General features: G+C 64.3%; 17 protein-coding genes and 2 pseudogenes. 9 read left to right on the top strand and 10 right to left on the bottom strand.

The window, feature by feature from the left end; all coding sequences use genetic code 11:
- Positions 1-200 precede the first annotated feature (200 nt).
- The 3 genes from ABE472_RS08945 to ABE472_RS08935 are packed head-to-tail and all read left to right on the top strand — an operon-like array spanning position 201 to position 1,480.
- Positions 201-878, top strand: coding sequence for a dienelactone hydrolase family protein (locus ABE472_RS08945; protein ID WP_313218997.1), 678 nt, complete (start codon positions 201-203; stop codon positions 876-878).
- Entirely contained in the window at positions 875-1,297 is a 423-nt protein-coding gene (locus ABE472_RS08940; protein WP_313208942.1) for an HIT family protein, read from the top strand. Before ABE472_RS08945 ends, ABE472_RS08940 begins: the two co-directional genes overlap by 4 nt.
- 15 nt (positions 1,298-1,312) lie before the next feature.
- Positions 1,313-1,480, top strand: coding sequence for a DUF5668 domain-containing protein (locus tag ABE472_RS08935; protein ID WP_019182647.1), 168 nt, complete (start codon positions 1,313-1,315; stop codon positions 1,478-1,480).
- A gap of 257 nt (positions 1,481-1,737) precedes the next feature.
- On the opposite strand, the gene dcd is transcribed toward ABE472_RS08935, so the two are convergent.
- Complete coding sequence (dcd, locus tag ABE472_RS08930; RefSeq protein WP_019182646.1) at positions 1,738-2,310, bottom strand: dCTP deaminase; 573 nt, start codon at positions 2,308-2,310, stop codon at positions 1,738-1,740.
- Between the two features lie 184 nt (positions 2,311-2,494).
- Entirely contained in the window at positions 2,495-3,352 is an 858-nt protein-coding gene (apbC, locus tag ABE472_RS08925) for an iron-sulfur cluster carrier protein ApbC (RefSeq protein WP_313219000.1), read from the bottom strand.
- Positions 3,353-3,557: 205 nt separating this feature from the next.
- Here apbC and ABE472_RS08920 point away from each other — a divergent pair, with 205 nt between their 5' ends.
- The 5 genes from ABE472_RS08920 (at position 3,558) to ABE472_RS08900 (ending at position 17,559) form a co-directional block, all read left to right on the top strand.
- Positions 3,558-6,359, top strand: coding sequence for a TonB-dependent receptor (locus ABE472_RS08920; protein WP_346462999.1), 2,802 nt, complete (start codon positions 3,558-3,560; stop codon positions 6,357-6,359).
- Between the two features lie 530 nt (positions 6,360-6,889).
- Positions 6,890-9,703 (top strand): TonB-dependent receptor, encoded by a 2,814-nt coding sequence (locus tag ABE472_RS08915; protein WP_313219001.1) that lies wholly within the window; start codon positions 6,890-6,892, stop codon positions 9,701-9,703.
- 219 nt (positions 9,704-9,922) lie between these two features.
- Positions 9,923-12,031, top strand: a complete 2,109-nt coding sequence (locus tag ABE472_RS08910) for a M13-type metalloendopeptidase (RefSeq protein ID WP_346463061.1) — start codon at positions 9,923-9,925, stop codon at positions 12,029-12,031.
- A gap of 222 nt (positions 12,032-12,253) precedes the next feature.
- Positions 12,254-15,346 (top strand): TonB-dependent receptor, encoded by a 3,093-nt coding sequence (locus tag ABE472_RS08905; protein WP_313219003.1) that lies wholly within the window; start codon positions 12,254-12,256, stop codon positions 15,344-15,346.
- Positions 15,347-15,546: 200 nt separating this feature from the next.
- Positions 15,547-17,559 carry a M13 family metallopeptidase gene (locus tag ABE472_RS08900; RefSeq protein ID WP_346463001.1) on the top strand — a complete coding sequence of 671 codons (2,013 nt, stop codon included), beginning with the start codon at positions 15,547-15,549 and terminating at the stop codon, positions 17,557-17,559.
- A gap of 444 nt (positions 17,560-18,003) precedes the next feature.
- Here the strand turns inward: ABE472_RS08900 and ABE472_RS08895 are convergent, their stop codons facing one another.
- Positions 18,004-18,369, bottom strand: coding sequence for a hypothetical protein (locus ABE472_RS08895; RefSeq protein ID WP_346466032.1), 366 nt, complete (start codon positions 18,367-18,369; stop codon positions 18,004-18,006).
- A 682-nt stretch (positions 18,370-19,051) separates the two neighbouring features.
- Here ABE472_RS08895 and ABE472_RS08890 point away from each other — a divergent pair.
- A pseudogene (locus ABE472_RS08890) lies at positions 19,052-19,474 on the top strand (IS30 family transposase); the annotation flags it as partial.
- Positions 19,475-19,507: 33 nt separating this feature from the next.
- On the opposite strand, the gene ABE472_RS08885 reads toward ABE472_RS08890, so the two are convergent.
- From ABE472_RS08885 to ABE472_RS08855, 7 genes and pseudogenes are all read right to left on the bottom strand, one after another.
- Positions 19,508-20,182: a rhomboid family intramembrane serine protease gene (locus tag ABE472_RS08885; protein WP_121038514.1), complete on the bottom strand. Its 675-nt coding sequence runs from the start codon at positions 20,180-20,182 to the stop codon at positions 19,508-19,510.
- Positions 20,183-20,271: 89 nt separating this feature from the next.
- The gene (locus tag ABE472_RS08880; RefSeq protein ID WP_226956722.1) at positions 20,272-20,634 is read right to left on the bottom strand and encodes an MGMT family protein; all 363 of its coding nucleotides are present in this window, start codon (positions 20,632-20,634) and stop codon (positions 20,272-20,274) included.
- Positions 20,631-21,551: a DMT family transporter gene (locus ABE472_RS08875; protein WP_123730604.1), complete on the bottom strand. Its 921-nt coding sequence runs from the start codon at positions 21,549-21,551 to the stop codon at positions 20,631-20,633. Before ABE472_RS08875 ends, ABE472_RS08880 begins: the two co-directional genes overlap by 4 nt.
- Positions 21,552-21,811: 260 nt before the next feature.
- Positions 21,812-23,167 carry a glutathione-disulfide reductase gene (gene gorA / locus ABE472_RS08870; RefSeq protein ID WP_346463002.1) on the bottom strand — a complete coding sequence of 452 codons (1,356 nt, stop codon included), beginning with the start codon at positions 23,165-23,167 and terminating at the stop codon, positions 21,812-21,814.
- Positions 23,164-23,307: pseudogene (locus tag ABE472_RS08865) on the bottom strand (amino acid dehydrogenase); the annotation flags it as partial. The pseudogene ABE472_RS08865 and the gene gorA, both read right to left, overlap by 4 nt.
- A 15-nt stretch (positions 23,308-23,322) precedes the next feature.
- On the bottom strand, positions 23,323-24,570 hold the full coding sequence (locus tag ABE472_RS08860; protein WP_313219012.1) for a DUF418 domain-containing protein: 1,248 nt from the start codon (positions 24,568-24,570) through the stop codon (positions 23,323-23,325).
- Positions 24,571-24,653: 83 nt separating this feature from the next.
- Positions 24,654-25,133, bottom strand: a complete 480-nt coding sequence (locus ABE472_RS08855; protein ID WP_088433264.1) for a peptidylprolyl isomerase — start codon at positions 25,131-25,133, stop codon at positions 24,654-24,656.
- Positions 25,134-25,136: the final 3 nt, after the last annotated feature.

Here is a 25,136-nt window from a genome sequence, read left to right as displayed (position 1 = left end):
GCAAGGACTCTGGGGGCCTGGGCCCATGCCGGAATGGCGTGGGGGACCTGGGGCCGGAAACGGCGGCAAGTATACCGGCGTTCAGCCCACGCCCCTGAACCGGATCGGGTTGATCCCGCCAGATCCGGCATGCTCCCTGACATCGCGCTAACCGGCGCGGGGCCGATAATGAATGCCTGAACCAACGGGAGTCTCGCACCATGGGTGAGTGGATCACACTCGATACGCATTACGGACCGGTCCGCGCCTGGCAGGCGACGCCGGAAGGCAAGCCGCGCGGGGGCCTGGTAGTGATCCAGGAGATCTTCGGCGCCAACCCGCACATCCGCGCAGTGGCCGACGATTACGCCGCCAAGGGTTATGCGGTGCTGGCCCCGTCGTTCTTCGATCTGGCCGAGTCGGCCCCGGACAGCACCGAACCGCCGGAGCTGCCTTACGACAGCGATGGCGTGGCCGCCGGCCTGGCCATGGTCGACGAGCTCGGGGTCGAAAAGGCGCTGGAGATCGTGCGTGCGGCCGCCTCGCGGCTGGCTCCGGCCGGCAAGGTCGGCACCGTCGGCTACTGCTGGGGCGGCAGCATCGCCCTGCTCTCCGCGCTGCGCCTGGGCCTGCCCTCGGTCAGCTATTACGGGGCCCGCAACGTGAAATACCTGGACGAGACGCCCAAGGCGCCGGTCATGTTCCACTTCGGCGCGCAGGACAGGAGCATCCCGCCGGAGGCGATCAAGGCCCACCGCGAGAAGCTGCCGCAGATGGCCACCTTCGTCTACCCGGCCGATCACGCCTTCAACCGCAGCGTCGGACATGCGTATGATCCAGACAGCGCCCACCTGGCGCTGGAACGCACCCTGGACTTCTTTGCGGAGCATCTTGGATGAGCGAGTTCGAACTGGATTCACGCCTGGCCACCGACAGCGTACTGGTAGCAGAAGGGCCGTTATCGCAAGTGCGATTGATGAACGATGAAAGGTATCCCTGGCTGATCCTGGTGCCACGCCTGAGTGGCGTGACCGAATGGATCGACCTGGATGGCGAGCAGCAGGACAAGCTGCGGACCGAGTTGAACCGGGCGTGCAAGGCGCTCAAGGGCACCGATGGGGTCGAGAAGATCAACATCGGCTCGCTGGGCAACATCGTGCGCCAGCTGCATTTCCATGTGATCGGGCGCCATGTCGGCGATCCGGCATGGCCGGGCCCGGTCTGGGGCCAGGGGCAGGCACACCATTTTGATCCACAGGTGCTGGCCGAGCGTGTCGCACTCTGGAAGGAACGGCTAGGATATTCGCCCCAGCCCTAGCGGACCCTGCCCCTGATGCGCTCCAACCTTGTCGCCGCCATTGTCCTGATCCTCGTCGGCCTGTTCCTGCTGGCCAGCAATCTCGGCTGGACCAACATGAACATGGGGAAGCTGATCCTCACCTGGTGGCCGGTCGTGCTGGTAGCGGTGGGCATCGGCCTGCTGTTCGGCCGCGGCAAGTAGAGCGGACCGTTGGTCCGCTGCTGTTCGGTCCGCTGCTGTTCGGTCCGCTGCTTTTGGGTGCGCTGCTTTTGGTCACCACGCCGCACGTCGGACCAAGCCACAAAAAAAGCGCGGAGTACTCCGCGCTTTTTCTGTGGTCGCCCCTTGATGGGTAACGGTAACCACAGAAGCAGCCGACCAACGGTCGGCTCTACCAGGCGCGGACGCGGCAGCACGCCCGGGGATCGATCAGGTGCGCCGCGCCACCCGCGTGATCATCAGGTCCGCGGCAGGGTCACGCCGGTCTGGCCCTGGTACTTGCCACCGCGGTCCTTGTAGGACGTCTCGCAGATATCGTCCTTGTCGGCCTGGAAGAACAGCATCTGCGCCACGCCTTCATTGGCGTAGATGCGCGCCGGCAGCGGCGTCGTGTTGCTGAACTCCAGCGTGACGTGGCCTTCCCATTCCGGCTCCAGCGGGGTCACGTTGACGATGATGCCGCAGCGCGCGTAGGTGCTCTTGCCCAGGCAGACCACGAGCGTGTCGCGCGGGATGCGGAAGTACTCCACGGTGCGCGCCAGCGCGAAGCTGTTGGGCGGGATGATGCACTCATCACCCACGATGTCCACGAAGCTGCCCGGGTCGAAGTGCTTCGGGTCCACGATGGTGGAGTTGATGTTGGTGAACACCTTGAACTCGCGCGAGCAACGGACGTCGTAGCCGTAGCTGGAGGTGCCGTAGCTGACGATGCGCTGGCCGTTGGCCTGCTTGACCTGGCCAGCTTCGAACGGCTCGATCATGCCGTGCTGCTCGGCCATCTGACGGATCCAGCGGTCACTCTTGATGCTCATGGGGGGTCCTGGGTGCGGAAGGAACAACGGCACCGCCAATGGGCGCCCGGGTGTCGATTCTAAACAGCGGCCCCGGCCGCGACCAGCGTCGACGCCGTCGCGGCAACTGCCTGGCCATTGCGGCCTGGAAACGAACAGGCCCGGCGGGGGCCGGGCCTGGAGGATACGGGGGAGGTTTTCGCGCTCAGATCAGCGACGACAGGATCGGAATGCTGGCCCGCGGCCGCTTGGCCACTTCCTCGATCAGCCGCTCGGCCGCGCGCAGATAGGCCTGGGCCGCAGAAGACGCCGGCGCGGCGGCGGTGATCGGCGTACCGGCATCGCCCTGCTCGCGGATGCCGATCTCCAGCGGCAGCGACCCCAGCAGCGGCACCCCGTACTGGGCGGCCATGCGCTCGCCGCCGCCCTCGCCGAACAGATGCTCGACCTGGCCGCAGTTGCTGCAGGTGTGCACGGCCATGTTCTCGACGATACCCAGCACCGGCACTTCCACCTTCTCGAACATCTTCAGCGCCTTCTTCGCATCCAGCGTGGCGATGTCCTGCGGGGTGGTGACGATCACCGCCCCGGCCAGCGGGATCTTCTGGGTCAACGTCAGCTGGATGTCGCCCGTGCCCGGCGGCAGATCGATCAGCAGGTAGTCCAGGTCGTCCCACAACGTATCGTTGAAGAACTGCGTCATCGCCGAGGTCGCCATCGGGCCGCGCCAGATCATCGGCGTCTCGTCCTCGATCAGGTAACCGATCGACATGGTCTCCACCCCGAACGCGCGCATCGGTTCGATCGACTTGTTGTCCGGGCTCTCCGGGCGACCGCTCAGGCCGAGCATTGCCGGTACGCTGGGGCCGTAGATATCGGCATCCAGCAGGCCCACGCGCGCGCCGAGCGCGGCAAGTGCGACAGCCAGGTTGACCGCGGTGGTGGACTTGCCGACCCCGCCTTTGCCTGACCCCACCGCGATCACGTTGCGCACGCGCGGATGCGGTGACAACCCCTTCTGCACTTGACTGGCGTGGGGACGACGCGTCTGGCTGGCACTCACTGCGGGCACTCCGGAAACACAACAAGGGGACGCAACACTATACAACCTTGACTGCACCTGACTGAGAATCCCAGTTGCTACGAAACCATGCAATTTTCGTTAAGTTCATGTTACGGTCGAAACGCACTACGTTGAGCGTTTTCCGCGCGTTTCGGGAGGGAATCATTGGCGTCAGTGCTTTTCTGTTTTGTTCTATGGACTATCAATGAATTACAGCACCACCGCACGTCGCAACACGCTCGCCGCTGCATTGTTCTCCGCCCTGATCGCCACTGCAGCCGCTCCGGCCATGGCACAGGATAAAGCCACGACGCTGGACAAAGTCACCGTCACCGGCTCGCTGATTCCGCAGACCGATATCGAAACCCAGACCCCGGTGATGTCCATCACCGCGCAGGACATCCAGACCCGCGGCTTCACCAGCGTGGCCGAAGTCCTGCAGCAGTCCTCGCTGACCACCGGCGGCCTCCAGGGCGGCCAGACCTCGGCGTCCTTCACCCAGGGCGCGGAAGCCTCGGGCATGTTCGGCCTGAATCCGGGCTACACCAAGTACCTGATCAACGGCCGTCCGATGATGTCGTACCCGGCGCTGTACAACGGCGGCGATACGTTCAACAACATCAGCGGCATTCCGATCGACATCGTCGAGCGCATTGAAGTCCTGCCGGGCGGCCAGTCGTCGCTGTACGGTTCGGACGCCATCGCCGGCGTGGTCAACATCATCCTCAAGGAACGCATGGACGGCGGCAGCATCTCCGTCCGTGGCGGCACCTACACCGAAGGCGGCGGCAACAGCGTGCGCTTCAGCGGCGCGCATGGTTTCAGCGCGTTCGATGACCGCTTCAACGCACTGGTCAACGTGCAGATCGAGTCGAGCAACCCGATCTGGGGCTACCAGCGCGACCTGACCCGCACCACCAATGCCAACGGCTACACCGCGCAGCTGCCGAGCAATGATTTCGCCGTCATCGACGCCGATACCAACCGCCTGTACATGATGGACCCGAACAACTGCGCCAACGTGGCCAGCCAGTTCGGTGGCACCACGGTGCTGGGCAATCGCCCGACCGGCCAGTCGTGCGGCACCTACTTCGGCGCCGGCTACAAGACGCTGAAGAACGGCAAGGACAGCGGCCAGTTCTATTCGGCGATGACCTTCGACGTCAACGACAACCTGCAGCTGTTCGCCGACGTGCTCTACAGCAAGGAAAAGACCGAGTACACCTCCGGCTCGAGCTACCTGTGGTGGGGCACCAAGAGCGGGATGGGCGGCTTCTACGACCAGTCCTCGGGCAAGGTGGTGAACCTGCAGCGCGCGTTCGCCCCGGAAGACATCGGTGGCCAGGGCTACAACGACGTTCTCAACAGTGACGAGAGCCGCTCCTACCAGGTGACCCTGGGCGCGAAGGGCATGGCCGGCAACTGGGACTACAGCGCCAGCTTCACCCGCGGTGAGTACAAGCTCACCGAGAACAAGTTCATGCGTTGGAAGGACCCGATCAACAACTACTTCGCCGAACACGTGCTGGGCCCGCAGCTGGGCACCACGGCCGACGGCTGGGGCATCTACAACCCGAACTACGACGCGTTCTACTCGCCGATCTCGCCGGAAGATTTCGCCAGCTTCACCGGCTACGCGACGAACCGCAGCCGTACCTGGCAGAACCTGGGCCGCGTGCAGATCACCAATGGCTCGCTGTTCTCGCTGCCGGGCGGTGACGCCGGCTTCGCGGTCGTGGTCGAAGGTGGCAGCGAAGGCTGGGATTACTCGCCCGATCAGCGCCTGCTGGACGGCCAGGTGTGGGGCTCTTCGGCCGTGGCCGGCAATGGCCACCGCAGCAATTATGCGGTGACCTCCGAACTGCGCATGCCGGTGCTGGAGCAGGTCACGGTGACCGCTTCGGGTCGCTATGACGCGTTCAAGATCGCCGACAACACCGTCGACAAGGCCACCTACAGCCTGGGTCTGGAATACCGCCCGATCGACAGCCTGCTGTTCCGCGGCAAGTACGGCACGGCGTTCCGCGCACCGACCCTGTCCGATGCCTTCCAGGGCAAGAGCGGGTACTACGCGGCCAACTCGACCGACTACTACCGTTGCGGCACCCTGGGCTATGCACCGGGCAACACCGCCGACTGCCGTTACCACGACAACGTCTCGGTGTACTCCGAGCGCGCGGGCAACCCGGACCTGGAGCCGATCACGGCCGACGTCTGGAATGCAGGCGTGGTCTGGGCACCGATGCCGAACCTCTCCATCTCGGCCGACTACTACAACTGGAAGATCGAGAACGAAGTCGATACGGCCAGCACCGACCAGCTGCTGCTGGCCGAGTACTACTGCCGCAACGGCCTGCCCAACGGCTCTTCGGCCAGCTGCCAGAACGTGGCCGACTGGGTCGTGCGCGACGCCGCCGGCAACCTGAGCAGCCTGTACACCCCGAAGATGAACGTGGCTCGCCAGAACCTGCAGGCCGTGACGGTCGGCTTCAAGTATCTGCAGGACATCGGCCGCTTCGGCTCGCTGCAGTTCTCGGCCAACTACACCAACATGCTCAAGCGTGAAGTGCAGTCGCAGCCGGGCGAGGAGTTCCAGGATCTGCTGGGCAACCCGATCGCGATGTGGAACTACGACAACTTCGCCAAGGTCCGCAGCGATGCGTCCGTGGGCTGGTCGGTCGACAAGTTCACCACCACGCTGTACGCGAACTACATCGGCAAGACCCCGAACTACCTGGCCGGCATCAATGGCTATGACTACGTCCACCCGGCATCGGGCAAGGCCGCAGGCAAGTGGGGCTCGTACACCACGTACAACCTGAGCGTGAACTATCGCGCACAGGACGACCTGACGCTTTCGCTGATGGTCAACAACGTGTTCAACAAGATGCCCGACGGCCAGGCCTACAGCTACCTGGGCACCTCGGGTGCGCCGTACAACACCGGCCTGTACAACGCGTACGGCCGTGCCGTGTACGTCCAGGCCAAGTACGACTTCGGCAAGTAATCGCCGCAGGCAGCACCGGCGACCGTGCAGGGCCCTGCCCTGCCGGTTCGCCAACCGGAACGCCCCGAAAGGGGCGTTCCGCGTTTGTGCCCTTGCAACCGGCGTGATGCCCGTCCGCCGCCCTGAATGCAACGACACGCGTCGCCGCGAGAGAGGCATGTGCATGTCCGACGTTCTGATGGTGCGATGCGTCTATGGGACAGCCATACGCACACCGATCTCAGTTGTTAATTCCGCGCCATATTCAGCATTCACTCATTGACGAAACATAAATAAAATTTCATTTAGGCCCAGGCAATTGTTTTTCAACGCCTTTCAGTTTGCGTCAATGCACAGCCCTTATCGACGATGACCATTCAGCGTATTTCACGTTAAGCGTGTGTTACGTTCGCCGCACGCCGGTTTCAACTGAACGCAGAATGAAACTACCAAGGATGGCCGGCCAGGCCTGATACCGGCTCGCTGTTGAACGCAGTCAAGAAGTCCCACGGAAGGGAAAGCCACGACATCACCACTACATGGGGTTGCACATGTCTCGCCAAGGTAATTCGATCTCGCGTCATCCGCTTGCCGCCGCCGTCCTCACCGGCCTGCTGCTCACCAGCGCCACCGTCTTCGCACAGGACAACGCCGCCACCAATCTCGATCGTGTCACTGTCACCGGGTCCTTGATCCCGCAGACCGAGATCGAGAACCACACGCCGGTCCTGACTGTCACCGCCGAAGACATCCAGACCCGCGGCTTCACCAGCATCTCCGAAGTCCTGCAGCAGTCTTCGCTGACCACCGGTGGCCTGCAGGGCGGCCAGACCGCCGCCTCGTTCACCCAGGGCGCCGAAGCGGCCGGCATGTTCGGCCTGGACCCGGGCTACACCAAATACCTGATCAACGGCCGACCGATGCTGCAGTACCCGGCGCTGTACAACGGCAGCGACGCGTTCAACAACCTCAGCGGCATTCCGATCGACATCGTCGAGCGCATCGAGATCCTGCCCGGCGGCCAGTCCTCGCTGTACGGCTCGGATGCGATCGCCGGCGTGGTCAACATCATCCTGAAAGAACGCATGGACGGCGGCGTGCTCAACGTCCGCGGGGGCGCCACCACCGAAGGCGGCGGCAACAACATCCGCGTCAGCGGCGCCAGGGGCTTCAACAGCGCCGATGACCGCTTCAACGCACTGGTCAATGTGCAGTACGAAAAGAGCAACCCGATCTGGGGCTACCAGCGCGACCTGACCCGCACCAACAACCGCGTCGGTTACAGCGCGCAGGTGCCGGCCAATGATTTCCTGGTCTACCTGCCGGCGGACAACAACGCGTTCGTGATGATGGATCCGACCCGCTGCGCCAGCGTCGCCGGCCAGTTCGGCGGCACCACCGTGCTGGGCACCCGCGCGGCCGGCGAGTCCTGCGGTTCGGCCTACGGCGCCGGCTACCGCACCCTGAAGAACGACAAGGAGAGCAGCCAGTTCTACAGCTCGATGACGTTCGATGTGAACGACAACTTCACCCTGTTCGCCGATGCGCTGTACAGCCTGGAAGAGGTCAAGTACACCCCGGGTTCGGGCTATACGTTCTGGGGCAGCGACCTGAGTTTCGGCGCGTTCTATGACCAGGACACCGATCAGTACATGAACCTGCAGCGCGCGTTCGCGCCTGAAGACATCGGGCCGAACGGCTACAAGGACATCCTCAACACCGACCGCAACAAGGCCTACCAGGTCACCCTGGGCGGGCGTGGCACGTTCGGCAACTGGGACTACAGCGCCAGCTTCAGCCGCGGCGAGTACAAGCTCACCGAGCGCGGCTTCGTGCGCTGGGCCGATGACATCGACAGCTACTTCGAAGACCGCGTGCTCGGCCCGGTGCTGGGCACCACCGATGACGGCTACAACATCTACAGCCCGAACTGGGGCGCGTTCTATTCGCAGCTGCCGGCCGGTGATTTCCAGAGCTTCACCGGCTACACCTACAACCAGAGCAAGACCTGGCAGAACCTGGGCCGCTTCCAGATCACCAACGGCTCGTTGTTCACCCTGCCCGGTGGCGATGCAGGTTTCGCCGTGGTCGCCGAAGCCGGCAGCGAAGGCTGGGATTACCGCCCGGACGAGCGCTTGATGGATGGCAGCGTGTGGGGCACCACCTCGGTAGCCGGCAATGGCCATCGCAGCAACTACGCCGTCACCTCCGAGCTGCGCCTGCCGCTGATCGACTCGTTGACCGTCACCGGTTCGGGTCGCTATGACGCCTACAAGATCGCCGACAACACCATCGACAAGGCCACCTACAGCGTCGGCGTGGAGTTCCGTCCGATCGAAAGCCTGCTGTTCCGCGGCAAGTACGGCACTGCGTTCCGTGCACCGACCCTGCCCGATGCCTTCCAGGGCGAGAGCGGCTACTACGCCAACGGCGCAGTCGATTATTACCGTTGCGGCCAGCTCGGCTATGCTCCGGCCGATACCCTCGCCTGCCCCTACGGCAACGAATCGGTGTTCGGCGTGCAGGCCGGCAACACCGAGCTGGAACCGATCACCGCCGATGTCTGGAATGCCGGCGTGGTCTGGGCACCGATGAACAATCTGTCGATCTCGGTGGACTACTACAACTGGAAGATCGACAACGAAGTCGACACCCTGAGCTCGGACCAGCTGCTGCGCGCGGAATACTACTGCCGCAATGGCCAGGGCAACCCGACCTCGGCCAGCTGCGAGAACGTTGCGGACTGGATCACCCGCGATGCCGCCGGCAACATCGAGCAGATCTTCACGCCCAAGCTCAACGTCGCGCGCCAGAACCTGCAGGCACTGACGGCCAGCTTCAAGTACGTGCAGGACATCGGCCGCTTCGGCTCGCTGCAGTTCGCCAGCAACTACACCAACATCCTCAAGCGCGAGCTGCAGCCGCAACCGGGCGATGACTACCTGGATCTGCTGCGCGACCCGTATGCGATGTGGTACTACGATGCCTACGCCAAGGTCCGTACCGATGGTTCGGTGGGCTGGGCCAAGGACCGCTGGACCACCACGCTGTACTTCAACTACATCGGCAAGACGCCGAACTACATGTCCTACCTGGGCGAGAGCTTCGACTACGTCCACCCGTCCGGTTACAAGGCCGGCAAGTGGGGCTCGTACACCACCTACAACCTGAGCGTGAACTACCGGGCGTTGGACAACCTCACCCTCTCGGTGATGGTCAACAACGTGTTCAACAAGATGCCCGACGGCCAGGCCCACAGCTACGCCGGCAACATCGCCTCGCCGTACAACAGCAGCATCTACAACCCGTACGGCCGCGCGGTGTACGTGCAGGCCAAGTACGATTTCGGCACCAAGACCAACTAAGCCGCACCCGGGATGACACCCCCAAGCCCCGCCGCAAGGCGGGGCTTTTCCTTGGCCGCCCCGGGCCAGGGCCACGTCCGGAGTTGACCGGATCGGGCCTCTTGCCATCGGCCATGACCTTCGACACCCTTGCAGGCCGGGCCGGCGGCGTATCGTCTGGCCCACAGGCTCTTCGGGGCCATTCCTGCATGACTTTCCGGCCTGGAGGCCAATCACGTGATCGCTCGTACACCCAAACTGGTACTGCTGACCCTGGCCGTTTCGGCCGCGCTGGTCGGCTGCGGCAAGAACGAAACCCCGGCGACGGACAGCGCAGCCTCCACCGCCGCGCCGGCCGCCACGGCCGCCACCGAGTACAAGCTCGACGAGAGCAAGCTGCCGGCCTACAACGCCTTCCACCCGTCCGATCTGGACACCAGCATGGACGCCTGCGGTGCGTTCGGTGACTACGTCAACAGCAAGTGGCTGGCCGCCAACGAGATCCCGGCCGACCGTACCAGCTGGGGCGCCTTCACCATCCTGGACGAGCGCTCGGTCGCCGTGCAGCACCAGCTCGCCGAGCAGGTCGCGGCGGTCAAGAATCCGGCCGGCATCGAAAAGATCGTCGGCGACTTCTGGGCCACCGGCATGGACGAGGCCAAGATCAATGCCCAGGGCATCGAGCCGATCAAGGCCGACCTGACCGCCATCGACGGCCTGCAGGACAAGGACGCGATCGCCAACTACCTGCGCACCAGCGCGGCCAAGGGCGAAAACGTGCTGTTCGGCTTCGGTCCGGAAGCGGACTTCAAGAATTCCAGCATGAACCTGGCCTATGCCAGCCAGGGCGGCCTGGGCCTGCCGGACACCACCTATTACACCGACGCCAAGAACGCCGACAAACTCAAGGCCTACCAGGCCCACGTGGCCAAGGTGCTGGAACTGGCAGGCGTGGCCACGGCCGATGCCGAGAAGCAGGCCGCCGACGTGGTCAAGTTCGAAACGCGCCTGGCCAAGGCCTCCAAGTCCAGCGTCGAGCTCTCGCGCGATGTCTCGCTGTTCTACAACCCGGTCACCGTGGCCGATGCGGACAAGCTGACCCCGAACTTCAGCTGGACCGAGTTCTTCAAGGCCCAGGGCATCGCCGCCCCGGAGAAGTTCTCGCTGGCCATGCCGAGCTTCCACCAGGAAGTGAGCAAGGCACTGGGCGACACCGATCCGTCGGTGTGGCGTGCCTACCTGCGCTTCCACACCGTGGACGGCGCCTCGCCGTACCTGGCTGATGCGTTCGTCAATGAGAACTACAACTTCTACGGCAAGACCCTGAACGGTCAGAAGGAGCAGAAGCCGCGTTGGAAGCGCGTGCTGGGCACCATCGAAAACGATGCCGGTGATGCGTTCGGCCAGCTGTACGTCAAGGTCGCTTTCTCGCCGGAAGCCAAGGCCAAGATGGAAGAACTGGTCAAGAACCTGGCCGCCTCGCTCAAGGAGCGCATCCAGGGCCTGACCTGGATGAGCGACGAGACCAAGGCCAAGGCGATCGCCAAGTGGGAAACCTTCACCCCGAAGATCGGCTACCCGGACAAGTGGCGTGACTGGAGCGGCCTGACCACCGGCCGCGACAGCTACCTGGGCAACGTGCGCGCGGCGAACGCGTTCAATTACAAGTTCGCGCTGTCCAAGATCGGCCAGCCGGTGGACAAGACCGAATGGGGCATGACCCCGCAGACCGTCAATGCCTACTACAACCCGCTGCAGAACGAGATCGTGTTCCCGGCCGCCATCCTGCAGCCGCCGTTCTTCGACCCGAAGGCCGATGACGCGCTGAACTACGGCGGCATCGGTGCGGTGATCGGCCACGAAATGACCCACGGTTACGACGACCAGGGCAGCCGCTTCGGGCCGACCGGCAACTTCGAGAACTGGTGGACCGAGGCCGACACCAAGAACTTCAGCGGCCTGACCGGCAAGCTGATCAAGCAGTTCGATGGCTACAAGGTGGATGGCCAGCCGGTCAACGGCAAGCTGACCCTGGGCGAGAACATCGCCGACCTGGGTGGCCTGGCCACCGCCTACGATGCCCTGCAGAAGGCCTCGGCCGGCAAGGAAGACCCGAAGGTCGACGGCTTCACCCGTGACCAGCGCTTCTTCTTCAACTGGGCCACCGTGTGGCGCACCAAGTACACCCCGGAGAACATGAAGGTCCGTCTGGCGACCGACCCGCATGCCCCGGCGCAGTTCCGCGCGATGGGTGCCCCGTCGAACCTGCCGACCTTCGCCGCGGCGTTCCAGTGCAAGGCCGGTTCGCCGATGGTGCGCGCAGGAGACCAGCAGGTGGTGATCTGGTAACGACTGCCCTTCATTGAGCGTCTGACCATTCGAAGGCCCGGGGAAACCCGGGCCTTCGTCGTTCAGTGCCCTCACTTTTCAGGAAAGCAACAACTGGATCTGTGTGTCTCTGATGTAAAAACGAAATGACGGAATTATTGCAACGCGACCGTTTATTTGATATTCAGTTATCGGGGCTTCATTAAGCACCCGTTAATTCTTTCAATCAAATGGGGGAAGTTGATGATCAAGCAAGCCATGCCGCTTCGTCGGGCCACACTGACCATCGCGCTGGGCCTGTGCCTGGCCGGGGCAGCGCACGCGCAGTCCGTTACCGGCAACATCTACGGTACCGGCGAACCTGGCAGCACCATCAGCGTGCAGAACCTGGATACCGGTACCAGCCGTACCGTGACCGTCGACCGCAATGGTCGCTACCGTGCCAGCGATCTGCCGAACGGCAATTACAAGGTGACCGTGGAGAAAGAGGGCCAGGTGATCGCCGTCCGCGAACGGGTGCAGGTCGTGATCGCCAGCGGCACCGAGGTTTCCTTCTCCAGCACCGGGGTCCAGGAGCTGGACCGCATCGAGGTCAGGGCGACGGCCGTGCCCAAGATCGACGTCAGCCAGACCGACACCCGCACGGTGTTCACCTCCGAACAGTTGAAGCAGATCGCGGTCGGCCGTGATATCGCCAGCGTGGCACTGCTGGCGCCGAGCGTGATTTCCAACGCGAGCTACACCTCCGGTGGCGTCACGGTCCCCAGTTTCGGCGGTGCCGCATCGTCCGAAAACGCGTTCTACATCAATGGCTACGCGGTGACCAACCCGTTGTCGTCGATCGGCTCCACCACCCTGCCTTTCGATGCGATCTCGCAGCAGCAGATCCTGACCGGCGGCTACGGTGCCGAGTTTGGTCGCGCCACCGGTGGCGTGGTCAACATCGTCACCAAGCGCGGCACGAATGAATGGAGTGGCGGCGGCTACGCCTACTGGAGCCCGGAGGCACTGCGTGCAAACCCGCGCAACAGCTACTTTGCCGATACCGGCTTCTACGGTGCGGACAATCCTGATCCGACCAAGCGCACGGATGGCCAGCTGTACCAGCTGCGGAACAAGAACCAGAGCTGGACGCAGACCACCGGCGCGTATGTCGGCGGCCCCATCGTCAAGGACAAGCTGTTCATCTACGCCAACGTCGAGGTGACCAAGCGTGAGGGTGCCGGCGTGTCATCGACGAGCCAAGCCGCGGCAACGACCACCAACGCATGGCAGGAATACTCCTACGAGTATCCGCGTTGGGCAGCGAAGATCGATTGGAACATCACTGACAACCACCTGCTTGAGTTCACCGGCATCTCCGACGTCACCAAGTACGACAGCGCCGGCTATACCTTCAACTACGCCGATTTCACCCACGGCAACGAGCAGAACGCGGGCACGAACAACGAGGACAAGGCCAAACTGTACATCGGCAAGTACACCGGCTATCTGACCGATGACCTCACGGTGTCGGCGCTGTACGGCACCCAGAAGATCGATCACAGCCAGAATCCGTGGGGCTACGATCCGGCCTGCCCGCGCACGTCCGCCGCGGCCACCGCACGTGCACCCGGCATTCCCGCCGCCAACTATGCCGGCTGCTGGACGGCTGCCACGGTCAACGTCCCCGGCGCCTACGATGAAACCAAGGGCTGGCGCCTGGATGTCGGCTATCGCCTGGGCAACCATGACCTGCGCGCCGGCCTGGACGTCATGGAAGCGGAGTCGTTCACCGGCAGCGAGTACGGCGGCGGCTTCATCTGGGTCTACAGCCGTTCCAACAACGCCAATGCCGCCATCGATGCCTCACACGGCGTCGGTTCGCCGGCCTCGGCCGGTGGCCTGGGCAGCCAGGGCTACTACGTTCGCCAGCAGTACTACACCCAGATCGCCAAGGTGAAAACCGAACAGTCCGCGCAGTTCCTCGAGGACCGTTGGCAGGTCAGCGACAACGTCCTGCTGACGCTGGGCCTGCGCAACGAGACCTTCAAGAACTTCACCAGCGCCGATGAGGTGTACGTCAAGCAGGACAACCAGTGGGCACCGCGCCTGGGTGGCGTATGGGATGTCCATGGCGATGCCTCGTTGAAGCTGTTCGCCAACGCGGGACGTTATCACCTGGCCCTGCCCAACAACGTGGCCGTCCGCGCCGCGTCCGGCTCGCTGTATACGATGGAGTACTTCACGTATACCGGCGTTGCTGCGGACGGCACGCCGACCGGGCTGGTCAACGTTTCGGTCGACCCGAGCCTGGGATACACCTGCCCGGGCAACCCGAATGCCATCTCCTCCAACCTGGAGTGCGGCGATGCACCCGATCCGCGCACGGTTGCCGCGGTCGACCTGAAATCGCATTACCAGGATGAGTTCATCGTCGGTATGGAACAGGCCTGGGGCGAGAACGCCATCTGGGGGGCCAAGGTGACCTACCGCGACCTCAAGAGTGCGATCGATGACACCTGCACGCCGGCACTGGGGGGCGGCTGCTTCATCTTCAATCCGGGTGAAAGCAACACGTTCTGGGAGGAGCAGGCCGACGGTACGCTGGCCAAGCACACCTACTCCGCCGCTGAACTCGATCTGCCCAAGCTCAAGCGCCGGTACTACGCGCTTGACCTGTTCCTGGAAGGCTCGATAGGTGACAGGTTCTACGGCAAGGTGAACTACACCTTCGCACGCAACTACGGCAATACCGAAGGCCAGCTGGCATCGGATCTTGATACCGGCACGGGCGGTCAGACCGACGTTTCGGTGACCCAGGACTGGGATCTGCCGCAGCTGATGGTCGGCGCCAACGGTCCGCTGCCGAACCACCGTGCGCACCAGATCAAGGCCTACGGTTCTTACAGCATCACGCCCGAGTGGCGCGTCGGTGGTTCCCTGCTGATCGACTCCGGCCGCCCGCGCTCTTGCACCAGCTATTACCCGACTGCGGACCAGGGCCTGTACAACGGCGCGTACTACCACTTCTGCGGCCTGGCCGGCAGCGGCACCGCCCCGGGGAGCGCCGGTTACATCCCGCCTTCGGCTGACTACCGGTTCTCGCCACGCGGCGACAACGGCACCACGCCGTGGGGCTTCAACCTCAACCTGTCACTGGCCTATACGCCGAACTGGGCGGACAACAAGTTGAACCTGCAGGCGGACGTGCTGAACGTGCTCAATCGCCAGATTGCCGGGTCCTACTACAGCAATTACGCGACCGACCGGGTGACCCCGGATGCACGTTACAACCAGCCGCTGAACTACAGCTCGCCGCGCCAGGTTCGCCTGAGCGCTCGATACGACTTCTGATCCACCCTGCAGGGCCCGGCCATCTGGCCGGGCCCTGGTTGGCCTGCCCGTGCTCTCTCCTGCCCCGCTCCGGCGGGGCTTTTTTGTACCGGCGCCGCCCCGTGGCCCGCAGCGCCCTCCGCCCCCCCTTCCTGCATGCCGCCATGCGTCGCGGCTTGATACACTCGCGCGATCTTCAATCCTCGATGGATTTGCTTTACATGCCCAACTTCCGTCCGCTTGCCATCGCCCTGGGCATCAGCCTGGTCACCCTGGTCACTGCTCCCGATGCGCACGCCGCGCCGAAGAAGAAGGCCGCCGCCCGCGCGCCGGCCGTCAGCGCCCAGTGCAGCGACTTCTACGAGGCCACCAACGCGACCTGGCTGAAAGCCAATCCGGTGCCGCAGACCGGTGCCACCACCGCACTGGGCCAGCTGGCCGACCGCGCGCGCCAGCAGCAGCGTGAACTGCTGGATGGGGCGATGACCGCACCGCAGGGCAACGTGCAGAAGCTGCTCGGCGACTTCTGGGCCAGCGGCCTGGACGAGGCCGCGGTGGAAGCCGACGGTTCCAACCCGATCGCCCCGTTGCTGACCCGCATCAACGCGATCAAGAAGGCCAAGGACGTGCCGGCCTCGATCGCCGCGCTGCACCAGGTCGGCATTCCGGTGGCCTTCAACTTCGCCCCGGACGTCGACCTCAAGGCGCTGGACCGCCACATCGGCTACTTCATGCAGGGCGGCATGGGCCTGCCGGACCCGGCGTTCTATACCCGTACCGATGCCGACACCGTCGCGCTGATGGCGCGCTACCGCACTTACGTCAAGCAGGTGCTGGCGCTGACCGGTACCCCGGCTGACAAGCTCGATGCCGAATCGCAGTCGGTGATCGCGCTGGAGACCGAGCTGGCGCGCAATGCGCAGTCGCTGGCCGGCATCAACAATCCGTTCAACAACTACGCGCCGATCTCCACCAAGGAGCTCAACAGCCGTTACCGCAACCTGCAGCTGGAGGCCTTCCTGAAGGCACAGGGCGTCAATGACGACCTGGTCTCGCTGTCCGATCCGGCGCTGTTCAAGCAACTCGACGGCATGGTCACCCGGCTCAAGCCGGAACAGTGGAAGGTCTACCTGCGCTGGCGCGTGGGGGATGCGATGGCCCCGTACCTGTCCAAGGCCTACCGCGATGCCGAATTCGAATTCCGTGGCCGTGTGATGCGTGGCCAGACCCTGCCGCCGGCGCGCTGGGAGCAGGTTCTGGATGCGATCAACGTGGCTGCCGGCCCGATGGTCGGCCGCGAATATGCGGCCAAGCACCTGTCGGCCGACGACCGTCGCAAGGCAGCGCTGGTCGTGGACAAGATCCGCGAAGTGCAGATCGATGCGGTCAAGCGCAGCACCTGGATGAGCGATGAGGCCAAGACCGAAGCACAGGCCAAGCTGGCTGCGCTGAAGATCGAGATCGGCACCCCGCTGCGCGATCTGGACTACACGGTGCAGCCGATGGGCCGCGGCAGCTTCGGCGGCAACATGCTGATCGCCTCCACCTGGCGCCACCGCGAGGAAATGAAGCGCATCGGCAAGGGCAACGCCGACCGCCGCTGGGACGTGCTGCCGCAGCAGCCGGCACTGGCCTATGACATCGCGCAGAACCGCCTGATCGTCACCGCCGCCGTGCTGCAGGGCCCGGTGTTCAATGCCAAGGGCGATACCGCCGACCTGTTCGGCAGCTACGGCGCGCTCGTCGCGCACGAACTGACCCGTGCGATCGACGCCAAGGGCGCGCTGGTGGATGCCAAGGGCGAACTGCGCAGCTGGTGGACCCCGGCCGACAAGACCGCCTGGACCCTGTTCGGCAACCGCGTGGCCGCCCAGTACAGCGGCTACGACTACCCGGGCGTGAAGGGTGCCAAGGTCAATGGTGAACTCACCCGCGAAGAGAATCTGGCCGACCTGGCCGGTCTGGAACTGGCGTGGGAGGCTTACAAGGCTGTCGAACCGGCGGCCAAGCCGGCCGCCCAGCAGGGCTTCTTCCGTGCGTGGGCGAGCCTGTGGCCGCAGCAGCTGTCGCCGAACGTGGCCGCCCAGCGCGTGACCTCGGACATCCTGGCCCCGGGCCGCTGGCGCACCAATGGCCCGCTGTCCAACCTGCCGGCGTTCGGTGCCACGTTCACCTGCAAGCCCGGCCAGCCGATGCAGCGCGTGGACAACGACCAGATCAAGGTCTGGCGCTGAGTCCCCTGCCCGACCTGCGCTGAGCCGCAGCGGCTGACGAAGAAGGCGCCCCCGGGGCGCCTTTTTTGTGTCCATGACCCGTCCTGAATTCGTAAGCTCCCCCGTCAATCAGAACCTCCAGCTCTGTCCTCCATAACGGCAGTTCAAGTCTGAGCTCAACCTCGCTCCGCAATCGCGGAAAGTCCTCCAAAATTTAGGGGGTTCTAATGCTCTATTCCTATCGGATTGCGGAGCGATATTATTGTCTGACGTCTTGAATTTGCGGGTAAATGTCGTAGCTTCCCAAGCTACTGACATGGGATCGATTCCCCTCGCCCGCTCCAGCGTTCAGAACCCCGGTAACGGCTGCGCCGTTGCCGGGGTTTTTTATGGGCCAGGCACGGCGGCCCCATGCGATCTCCGGCGACCGCTGCTGCGTCGCCGGAGACGATGATGCTTGTGATTTCAGTCTGAGTACAAGCCCCGGCTCAACGGCCCGGGAAGCGTGGACTCCGGCCACGGCATCAGCGACGTACACGCTTCATACAACAAACAGAAGTCCCGCTTCAGGTCGGTGGGAACCCAACCTCCGTAGCCTACGTGCGTCGAGCTGCCCTCACAGGCGTAGGACACTTGGATCCATCGGGCATTGGTCCGCGAGGCAACTCCCTGATGCTGGGTGTTGGAATTGCAGTAACGCATGCTCTGGCCGATCAGATTGTTATTAGCGTCGAAGTAGAGGGTGGTGACTGCTGTAAGCGGAACAGCGTGTACGTCGGGTGCGCTCCCCAGCAGGCCAAACAGCAAAAACAGCGGAATTCCAATTCGCATCTGTTGTTCTCCTTGGAAAATGTTAGCCGGCCGTGTCCTGTTTATTGGCCTGCACGGGCATCGTCGCATAGCGCCTCGCGCCCGCAAGCGTGGCTATGCGCATGGCATCACAAATCCTGCATGTGTGGACGTGGCTATGCGCATGGCATCACAAATCCTGCATGTGTGGACGATGCCTCCGACAATCCAGCTCGACGTGACCGCCCGGACCCCACGAAGCTGGCACCGGGCTGCGCCACCTTCTGGTGCGCGACACCCGCACGCCTGAGGAACAGCTGGCCGCCTCGTTGAATGAGTTGTATAGGCGCAGGGGCAGGGGACGATCAAGGTGCTGGGAGAAGGGAAGCTAGCAAGTTGCTGTAAAGGTAGGGTTGGCGTTTATAGGTGACCCCAAACTGACCCCAAGGCAGAGGCAAGCCGTTGATTTCCGGAGGCTGCCATTGATCGCGGGTGATCGGCTCAGTCGTTGTTTCTGTTGATCTTCCGCGACCTTGATATAGCAGGGGTGTGCCGGGGCATGCTGGGGTGGGCTACGCAGGGAAGCGAATGAACATATGAACGCAAAAGATGGATCTCACAGCTTCGAACGGCTGAAGGAGCACATCCTCCCGCTATCCAGCGCGCCGACTTTTGACCTTGCGCGGCGGGAATGGAGCGTGGCTGGGATCGAGGTCAGCGAAGAATCGAACGAAAGACGCGCTTTGTGATCCTCCGCAAGATGGACGGCTGCACAGCGGAAGCGGCAATGGAGGATTTCAGTTGCCAACTGAAGAAGCTGCCCGAATCCATGCGCACCATTTTGACTTACGATCGAGGCACGGAGCTGACGTGCTACCCAGAGCTGATGGACCGCTTGGATATCCACGTGTGGTTTGCTGATCCACACGCGCCGTGGCAATGCGGCAGCAACGAGGACACCAACGGACTGCTTCAGCAGCTCCTGCCCAAGGGCATTGATCTGTCGAGCGCGAGCCAGGAGTATCTCAATCACGTTGCGATGCTCCTGAACACACGTCCGCGACAGACGCTGGGCTGGAAAACGCCCGCCGAAGTGATGGACAAAGAGATCGCCGAATTCAGATCACGTGTTGCGCTTGCTCCTTGAGACCGCCAAGGTGCATTGCACGAGTTTAAGGCCTCATTTAATGCTGCGCAGGTGGTTGGGACGCTTCGGTGGGCCCGGCGGACGTCGGTTGTTGAACGGTGGTTGGCCGCGCCAGTAGCGGATCAACAGCCAGCCGAACAGCATGCCGCCCAAGTGCGCGAAGTGGGCCACGCCAGGCTGCCAGCCGGTGGCGCCCAGCATCAGTTCCATCGCGCCGAACACGATCACGAAGGTACGTGCCTTCATCGGGATCGGCGGGAACAGCAGCATCACCCGCTGGTTGGGGAACAGCATGCCGTAGGCCAACAACAGGCCGAACACGCCACCCGAAGCGCCCAGCACCGTGGCCGGGTCGGCCAGCATCATGCCGACCAGCAGCTGGCACAGGCCGGCACCGGCGACGCACACCAGGTAATAGGTCAGGAAGCGTTTTTCGCCCCAGGTCTGTTCCAGCGGCGCACCGAACATGAAGAGCGCGAGCATGTTGAAGAACAGATGGCCGAAGCTGCCATGCAGGAAGCCATAGGTCAGCAGCTGCCAGGGCTGGAAATTGCCGCCCGGCGAGAACGGATCGAAGCCGCCCCCCAGAGGCTGCAGCATGAAGGGCTCGAACGTGGCATTGCCAAGCAGGAACGGCTGCTGCAGCAGGAACAGCAGGGCATTGGCGATCAGCAACGCTTTGGTGACAGTGGGCAGGCGCGGAAACATGAGGGCATCCTTTGGAACTGCGCCCATCATAGCCGCAGCACCCGGCCGCGATCTGCGCGCCAGCGCGGGCATTCAACGCGCAGGCAGCGTCAGCCCGGTCCCCACAGGGCGGCATCCAGATCATTGGCACCGGCCACCGGCATGCCCTTGACCCGCCCCCGCTCGATCGCCACGCCCTCGGCGCGCAGCCGCTGGCTCTGTTCTTTCCACCCGGCCGAGCCTTCCGGCATCGCGATGCGCCCGTCCGAGCGCAGCACGCGGTGCCACGGCAGTTCCGGGTCGTCATTCATGCCAAGCACGCGTGCGGTCAGCCGCGCCCTGCCCGGCAGCCCCGCCTTGGCGGCGACCTGGCCATAGCCCATCACCTGCCCGCGCGGGATCGCGCGGATCACTGCCAGAATCCGTGCACGCGCCTGCGCCGCCGGGTCATCGCCCACGGCGGCCGCGTTCACGCGCGGACCCGGCTGACCAGCAGCACGCCGAGCAGGACCAGGGCCGTGCCGAGGATCTGCCACGGCCCCATGGGTTCGTCGAGCAGCCATAGACTCATCACGATGGTGGAGACCGGACCGAGCATACCCACCTGGGCGGCCAGCGACGAGCCGATCCGCTTCACCGCCAGCATGATCGCCATCACCGGCAGCACCGTGCAGACCGTCGCATTGATCAGCGACAGCCAGTACACCGGCGTGGGCGCCTGGCCCAGCGCGGACATCGGGTGCAGCACAGCGAAGTGCAGCACGCACAGCACGCAGGCCACGCAGCTGGCATAGGCGGTCAGGCGGATCGCACCGATCCGCGCCACCACCTGGCCACTGCCGAACAGATACAGCGCATAGCTCAGCGCACTGGCGAACACCAGCGCACTGCCCAGCACGATGCGCCCGCCTTCCAGCTGCAGGTCATGGCCAAAGGCCAGCAGCACGCCGAGATAGCTGAGCACCAGTGCCGCCACCTGCCAGCGACCCGGGCGCTTTTTCAGCAGGACCAGGCTGATCAGCAGCACCAGGGTCGGGTTCAAGTACAGGATCAGGCGTTCCAGGGTGACGCTGATGTACTGCAGGCCCTGGAAGTCGAGCAGGCTGGACAAGTAATACCCGGTGAAGCCCAGCCACACCACGCGCCCGCGGTCGCCCCATGACAATGCCGGCGCGCGCCGCGCCGACCATACCGCCAGCACCGCGAACAGCGGAAACGCCATCAGCATCCGCAACGCCAGCAGTGTGGTGGCATCCACGCCATGCCGATACGCGAGTTTGACAATGACCGCCTTGCCCGAGGCCGCGATCGCGCCAATCGCGGCCAGTGCGATGCCGCCGGCGGCGATGCGGCTGGAGGACGTGGGCAGCGAGGAGGCGGGTGAAGTCATCAGGACGACGGACAGCCGCGCGGGGGCGGCTGGTCAGGTGGGGGGCGGCCATTGTCGCATGCGGTGCGGCGGGTGTTTTGCGCCGGCAGACACTGCGGGAACGGCGCTCCGATCCTGTTTCAACTGCGGAAAGGACAGCGCAGGCCGCCGAGCCGTTCGCCTGCGGAAGGGTGTGCCGCGCGGTGCGCGGTTGCCACGCATGGCGTGGCACCACCGGATCCCTGCCGAGGCTTCGGCGGCTGCACGCCGCTGATGCGCTTTCAGCGCATCAGTACGACTTCTTCTGCGGAGGTTGGATGGATTGCCACGGTGTCGTCGAACTGGGCCTTGGTCACGCCCATCTTCACTGCCAGTGCAAACCCCTGCAGGATTTCATCGGCAGACTCGCCCAGCAGGTGGACACCGACCACACGCTCCTCCTCGCCCACGCAGACCAGCTTGAACAGGCTGCGCTGGGTGCCATCGGCCAAGGCCTGCAGCATCGGGCGGAAGTTGCTGCGATACACGCGCACATCACCGTATCTCGCACAGGCCTCTTCTTCGCTCAGCCCCACCGCGCCCAAGGCCGGATGCGAGAACACCACACTGGCCACGTTCTCATAGTCCATCTTGGCCTGCGGCTGGCCACCGAACAGGCGGTCCATCAACTTGCGCGCCGCGGCGATCGCCACCGGGGTCAGGCCAACCTTGCCGGCAATGTCGCCCACTGCGTGCACGCTGGGTACCGCGGTGGTCTGCCACGCGTCGACCTCGACCTCGCCCTTGTCACCGATCACCACGCCGAGCGCTTCCAACCCCAGATCGGCACTGTTGCCGCGTCGCCCGGTGGCAAAGAACACCGCATCGAAATGACCGTCGGCCGGGCCATCATGGCCGAGCGCGACCACGGCATCGCCGTCACGCTGCAGCTCGCGCAGGCGGTAACCGAAATGGATCTGTACGCCTTGGTGGCGCAGGTTCTCGGCAAGCTGTGCGGTCAGTTCTGCATCGAAGCGCTCCAGCAGCCGCTCGCCACGTACCAGCAGCGTCACGCGGCTACCGAGCGCCTGCAGCAGCCCGGCCAGCTCCACCGCGATATAGCCACCGCCGACGATGGCCACGCGCTCCGGTGCGCCGCACAGGTTGAAGAAATCATCGGAGACCAGGCCCAGTTCGGCACCGGGAATGTCCGGGCGCTGGGGATGGGCACCGGTCGCGATCAGAATGTGCGCGGCGCTGATCCGTACACCATCGCTGCACTCCACGGTGTGCGCATCCACCAGGCGGCCACGACGCGGCACCCGCACCACCTTGTTTTCATCCAGGCGCTTGAGATAGCTGGCATGGATGTTGGCGATGTAGGCCTGACGATGCACCACCAGCTCTTTCCAATCCAGTGATGGGCGCACTGGCACGTCGAATCCCATCGCTGCAGCCAGGCCGATGCGTCCGGACAGATCGGCGGCGAGCCACATCGCCTTCTTCGGCACGCAGCCGACATTGACGCAGGTGCCGCCCAGTTCGCCCGGCTCCAGCATCGCCACGCGCTGGCCGTGCTGCGCCGCGCGGAAGGCCGCGGCGAGGCCGCCGGAACCACCGCCCAGCACGATCAGGTCATAGTCGTATTGCGTCGTCATTGGCATCGCTCAACTCGGTAAGGGGCAGGATCGATCGCCGGCGCGCGGCCGTTGATCAGGTCTGCCATCAACTGGCCGGAGCCGACGCTCATGCTCGTGCCCAGCATGCCACGACCGGCTGCGATCCAGACGTGAGGGTGCGTGGCACCGCCGTGTCAGGCCCGGCGCAGCGGCGGCCACTGCAGATAGGTCATCGCGCGCCAGATCCACTCCAGCGGCCCGAACCGGAAGTACCGCAGCCACGCATGGCTGATCGCCACCTGCAGCGCGAACAGGGCCAGCGCGAACGGAATCTGCCACAGGCGCGGCATCGTTTCGAACGCGCCCAGTCCATAGCCATAGAACACCCAGGTACAGACCAGCGACTGGCCGATGTAATGGGTCAGCGCCATCCGCCCCATTGGCGCCAGCACCTGCAGGCGTGCGCGCCAGTGCACGATCCAGGCCAGATAGCCCAGGCACATCAGCAGCCCGGCCAGCGCGCTGACCGCATACGCCACGCCGCCGCGCAGGTCCAGCGTGCCGGGCGCCTGATAGGGGTGCCAGATCGCGCTGCCCAGCATCAGCACCAGCCCGACCGGCAACGCGACCCAGCGCAGCCGTGCATACAGCCGCGCGAACCGCTCGGGCTCGGCCAGCGCGCCACTGCGCGCGAACCAGCTGCCGATCAGGAACATGCCCAGCACTTCCGGACCGATCACGAAGATGCCCGACAGCATCGCGCCGAGATCACGCAGGCGCTGTCCCACCGCCTGCCCCCAGCTGCCATGCGCGTACGCCTGGCGCTGCAGCTCGATCGTGCGTTGGGCCTGGGCGATGGCCTCGCGCAGCGGTTCCTGCGTGTGCTCCATGCTGGCCATCCAGCTCATCAACGCCCCCAGCACCAGCACCAGGGCGGCAGCGCCCAGATAGCTGGTCGCGCCCATCGCGGGCAGCCAACTGCGCGGCGCCTCGCGGCAGGCAAGCAACAGCATCGAGATCAACGCATAGATCACCAGGATGTCGCCGGACCACACCAGCAGCGCGTGGCACAGGCCGATCAGCAGCAGCGCCACGCTGCGGCGCAGATAGAACGGTGCGAATGCGCGCCCGGCCGCTTCGGCGCGCTGCGCCATGACCGAGAACCCCGCGCCGAACAGCAGCGAGAACAGGGTGAAGAACTTGCCCTGGACCAGCACGTAGATGGCCGCATCGGCCCAGTAGTCCGCGCCCTGCCAATGCGGATCGATGCCGGTGAAGGACAGGTCCAGCGGACCGCTGAACGCCTCCATGTTCATCAGCAGGATGCCCAGCAGCGCGAACCCGCGCAGGATGTCGATGACGGCGATGCGCTCGTGGGCACTCACCGGCTGCAAAGGAGAAGAAGCTGCGTTCACAGGCAATCCGCTGACCAGGGCCGCCATTATGCCGTGCGCACGAGGGCCTGCCGCACAAACGAAAACGGCCCGCCGAAGCGGGCCGTTGGATCAACCAGGGGTTGCAGCACTCAGTGCTGGTGGCCGCCGTCGCCGTGCACGTGGCCGTGCTCGATTTCTTCCTTGCTGGCTTCGCGCACGTCGACGATCTCGACGTTGAAGTGCAGGTCCTTGCCGGCCATCGGGTGGTTCAGGTCGACATCGACCACGCTCATGCCGACCTTCTCAACGGTGACCGCGCGCGGGCCGAAGTTGGTCTGCAGCACGACCTGCTGGCCCGGGACCAGCTTGCTGGTGCCGAAGTGCTTCTTGGGCACGCGCTGGGTAAGGCCTTCGCGGCGCTCGCCGTAGGCATCGGTCGCCTTGACGTCCACTTCGAAAGTGGCGCCGGCTTCCTTGTCCATCATGGCGTTTTCCAGGCCCGGGATGATGTTGCCGTGGCCGATCAGGATCGCCAGCGGATCACGGTCCTTGGAGCTCTCGATCGGCTCTTGGCCCTGCTCGGCGACGGTGTAATGGAAACGGACGACGCGGTCTTTTTCGATCTTCATGCG

The sequence above is a fragment of the Stenotrophomonas sp. TWI809 genome, assembly GCF_039673205.1.
GTDB lineage: Bacteria > Pseudomonadota > Gammaproteobacteria > Xanthomonadales > Xanthomonadaceae > Stenotrophomonas.
The sequence above is the reverse complement of the archived record's forward strand: the minus strand, read 5'-3'. Positions and strand labels throughout refer to the sequence as shown.

What these genes read in the sequence shown, in the direction of transcription:
- ABE472_RS08875 (WP_123730604.1), bottom strand. Translation starts at nt 21,551, where the DNA reads ATGACTTCACCCGCCTCCTCGCTGCCCACGTCCTCCAGCCGCATCGCC.
- ABE472_RS08940 (WP_313208942.1), top strand. Translation starts at nt 875, where the DNA reads ATGAGCGAGTTCGAACTGGATTCACGCCTGGCCACCGACAGCGTACTG.
- ABE472_RS08920 (WP_346462999.1), top strand. Translation starts at nt 3,558, where the DNA reads ATGAATTACAGCACCACCGCACGTCGCAACACGCTCGCCGCTGCATTG.
- ABE472_RS08855 (WP_088433264.1), bottom strand. Translation starts at nt 25,133, where the DNA reads ATGAAGATCGAAAAAGACCGCGTCGTCCGTTTCCATTACACCGTCGCC.
- ABE472_RS08905 (WP_313219003.1), top strand. Translation starts at nt 12,254, where the DNA reads ATGATCAAGCAAGCCATGCCGCTTCGTCGGGCCACACTGACCATCGCG.
- ABE472_RS08900 (WP_346463001.1), top strand. Translation starts at nt 15,547, where the DNA reads ATGCCCAACTTCCGTCCGCTTGCCATCGCCCTGGGCATCAGCCTGGTC.
- ABE472_RS08945 (WP_313218997.1), top strand. Translation starts at nt 201, where the DNA reads ATGGGTGAGTGGATCACACTCGATACGCATTACGGACCGGTCCGCGCC.
- ABE472_RS08885 (WP_121038514.1), bottom strand. Translation starts at nt 20,182, where the DNA reads ATGTTTCCGCGCCTGCCCACTGTCACCAAAGCGTTGCTGATCGCCAAT.
- ABE472_RS08915 (WP_313219001.1), top strand. Translation starts at nt 6,890, where the DNA reads ATGTCTCGCCAAGGTAATTCGATCTCGCGTCATCCGCTTGCCGCCGCC.
- ABE472_RS08935 (WP_019182647.1), top strand. Translation starts at nt 1,313, where the DNA reads ATGCGCTCCAACCTTGTCGCCGCCATTGTCCTGATCCTCGTCGGCCTG.
- ABE472_RS08860 (WP_313219012.1), bottom strand. Translation starts at nt 24,570, where the DNA reads ATGGCGGCCCTGGTCAGCGGATTGCCTGTGAACGCAGCTTCTTCTCCT.
- gorA (WP_346463002.1), bottom strand. Translation starts at nt 23,167, where the DNA reads ATGACGACGCAATACGACTATGACCTGATCGTGCTGGGCGGTGGTTCC.
- ABE472_RS08895 (WP_346466032.1), bottom strand. Translation starts at nt 18,369, where the DNA reads ATGCGAATTGGAATTCCGCTGTTTTTGCTGTTTGGCCTGCTGGGGAGC.
- dcd (WP_019182646.1), bottom strand. Translation starts at nt 2,310, where the DNA reads ATGAGCATCAAGAGTGACCGCTGGATCCGTCAGATGGCCGAGCAGCAC.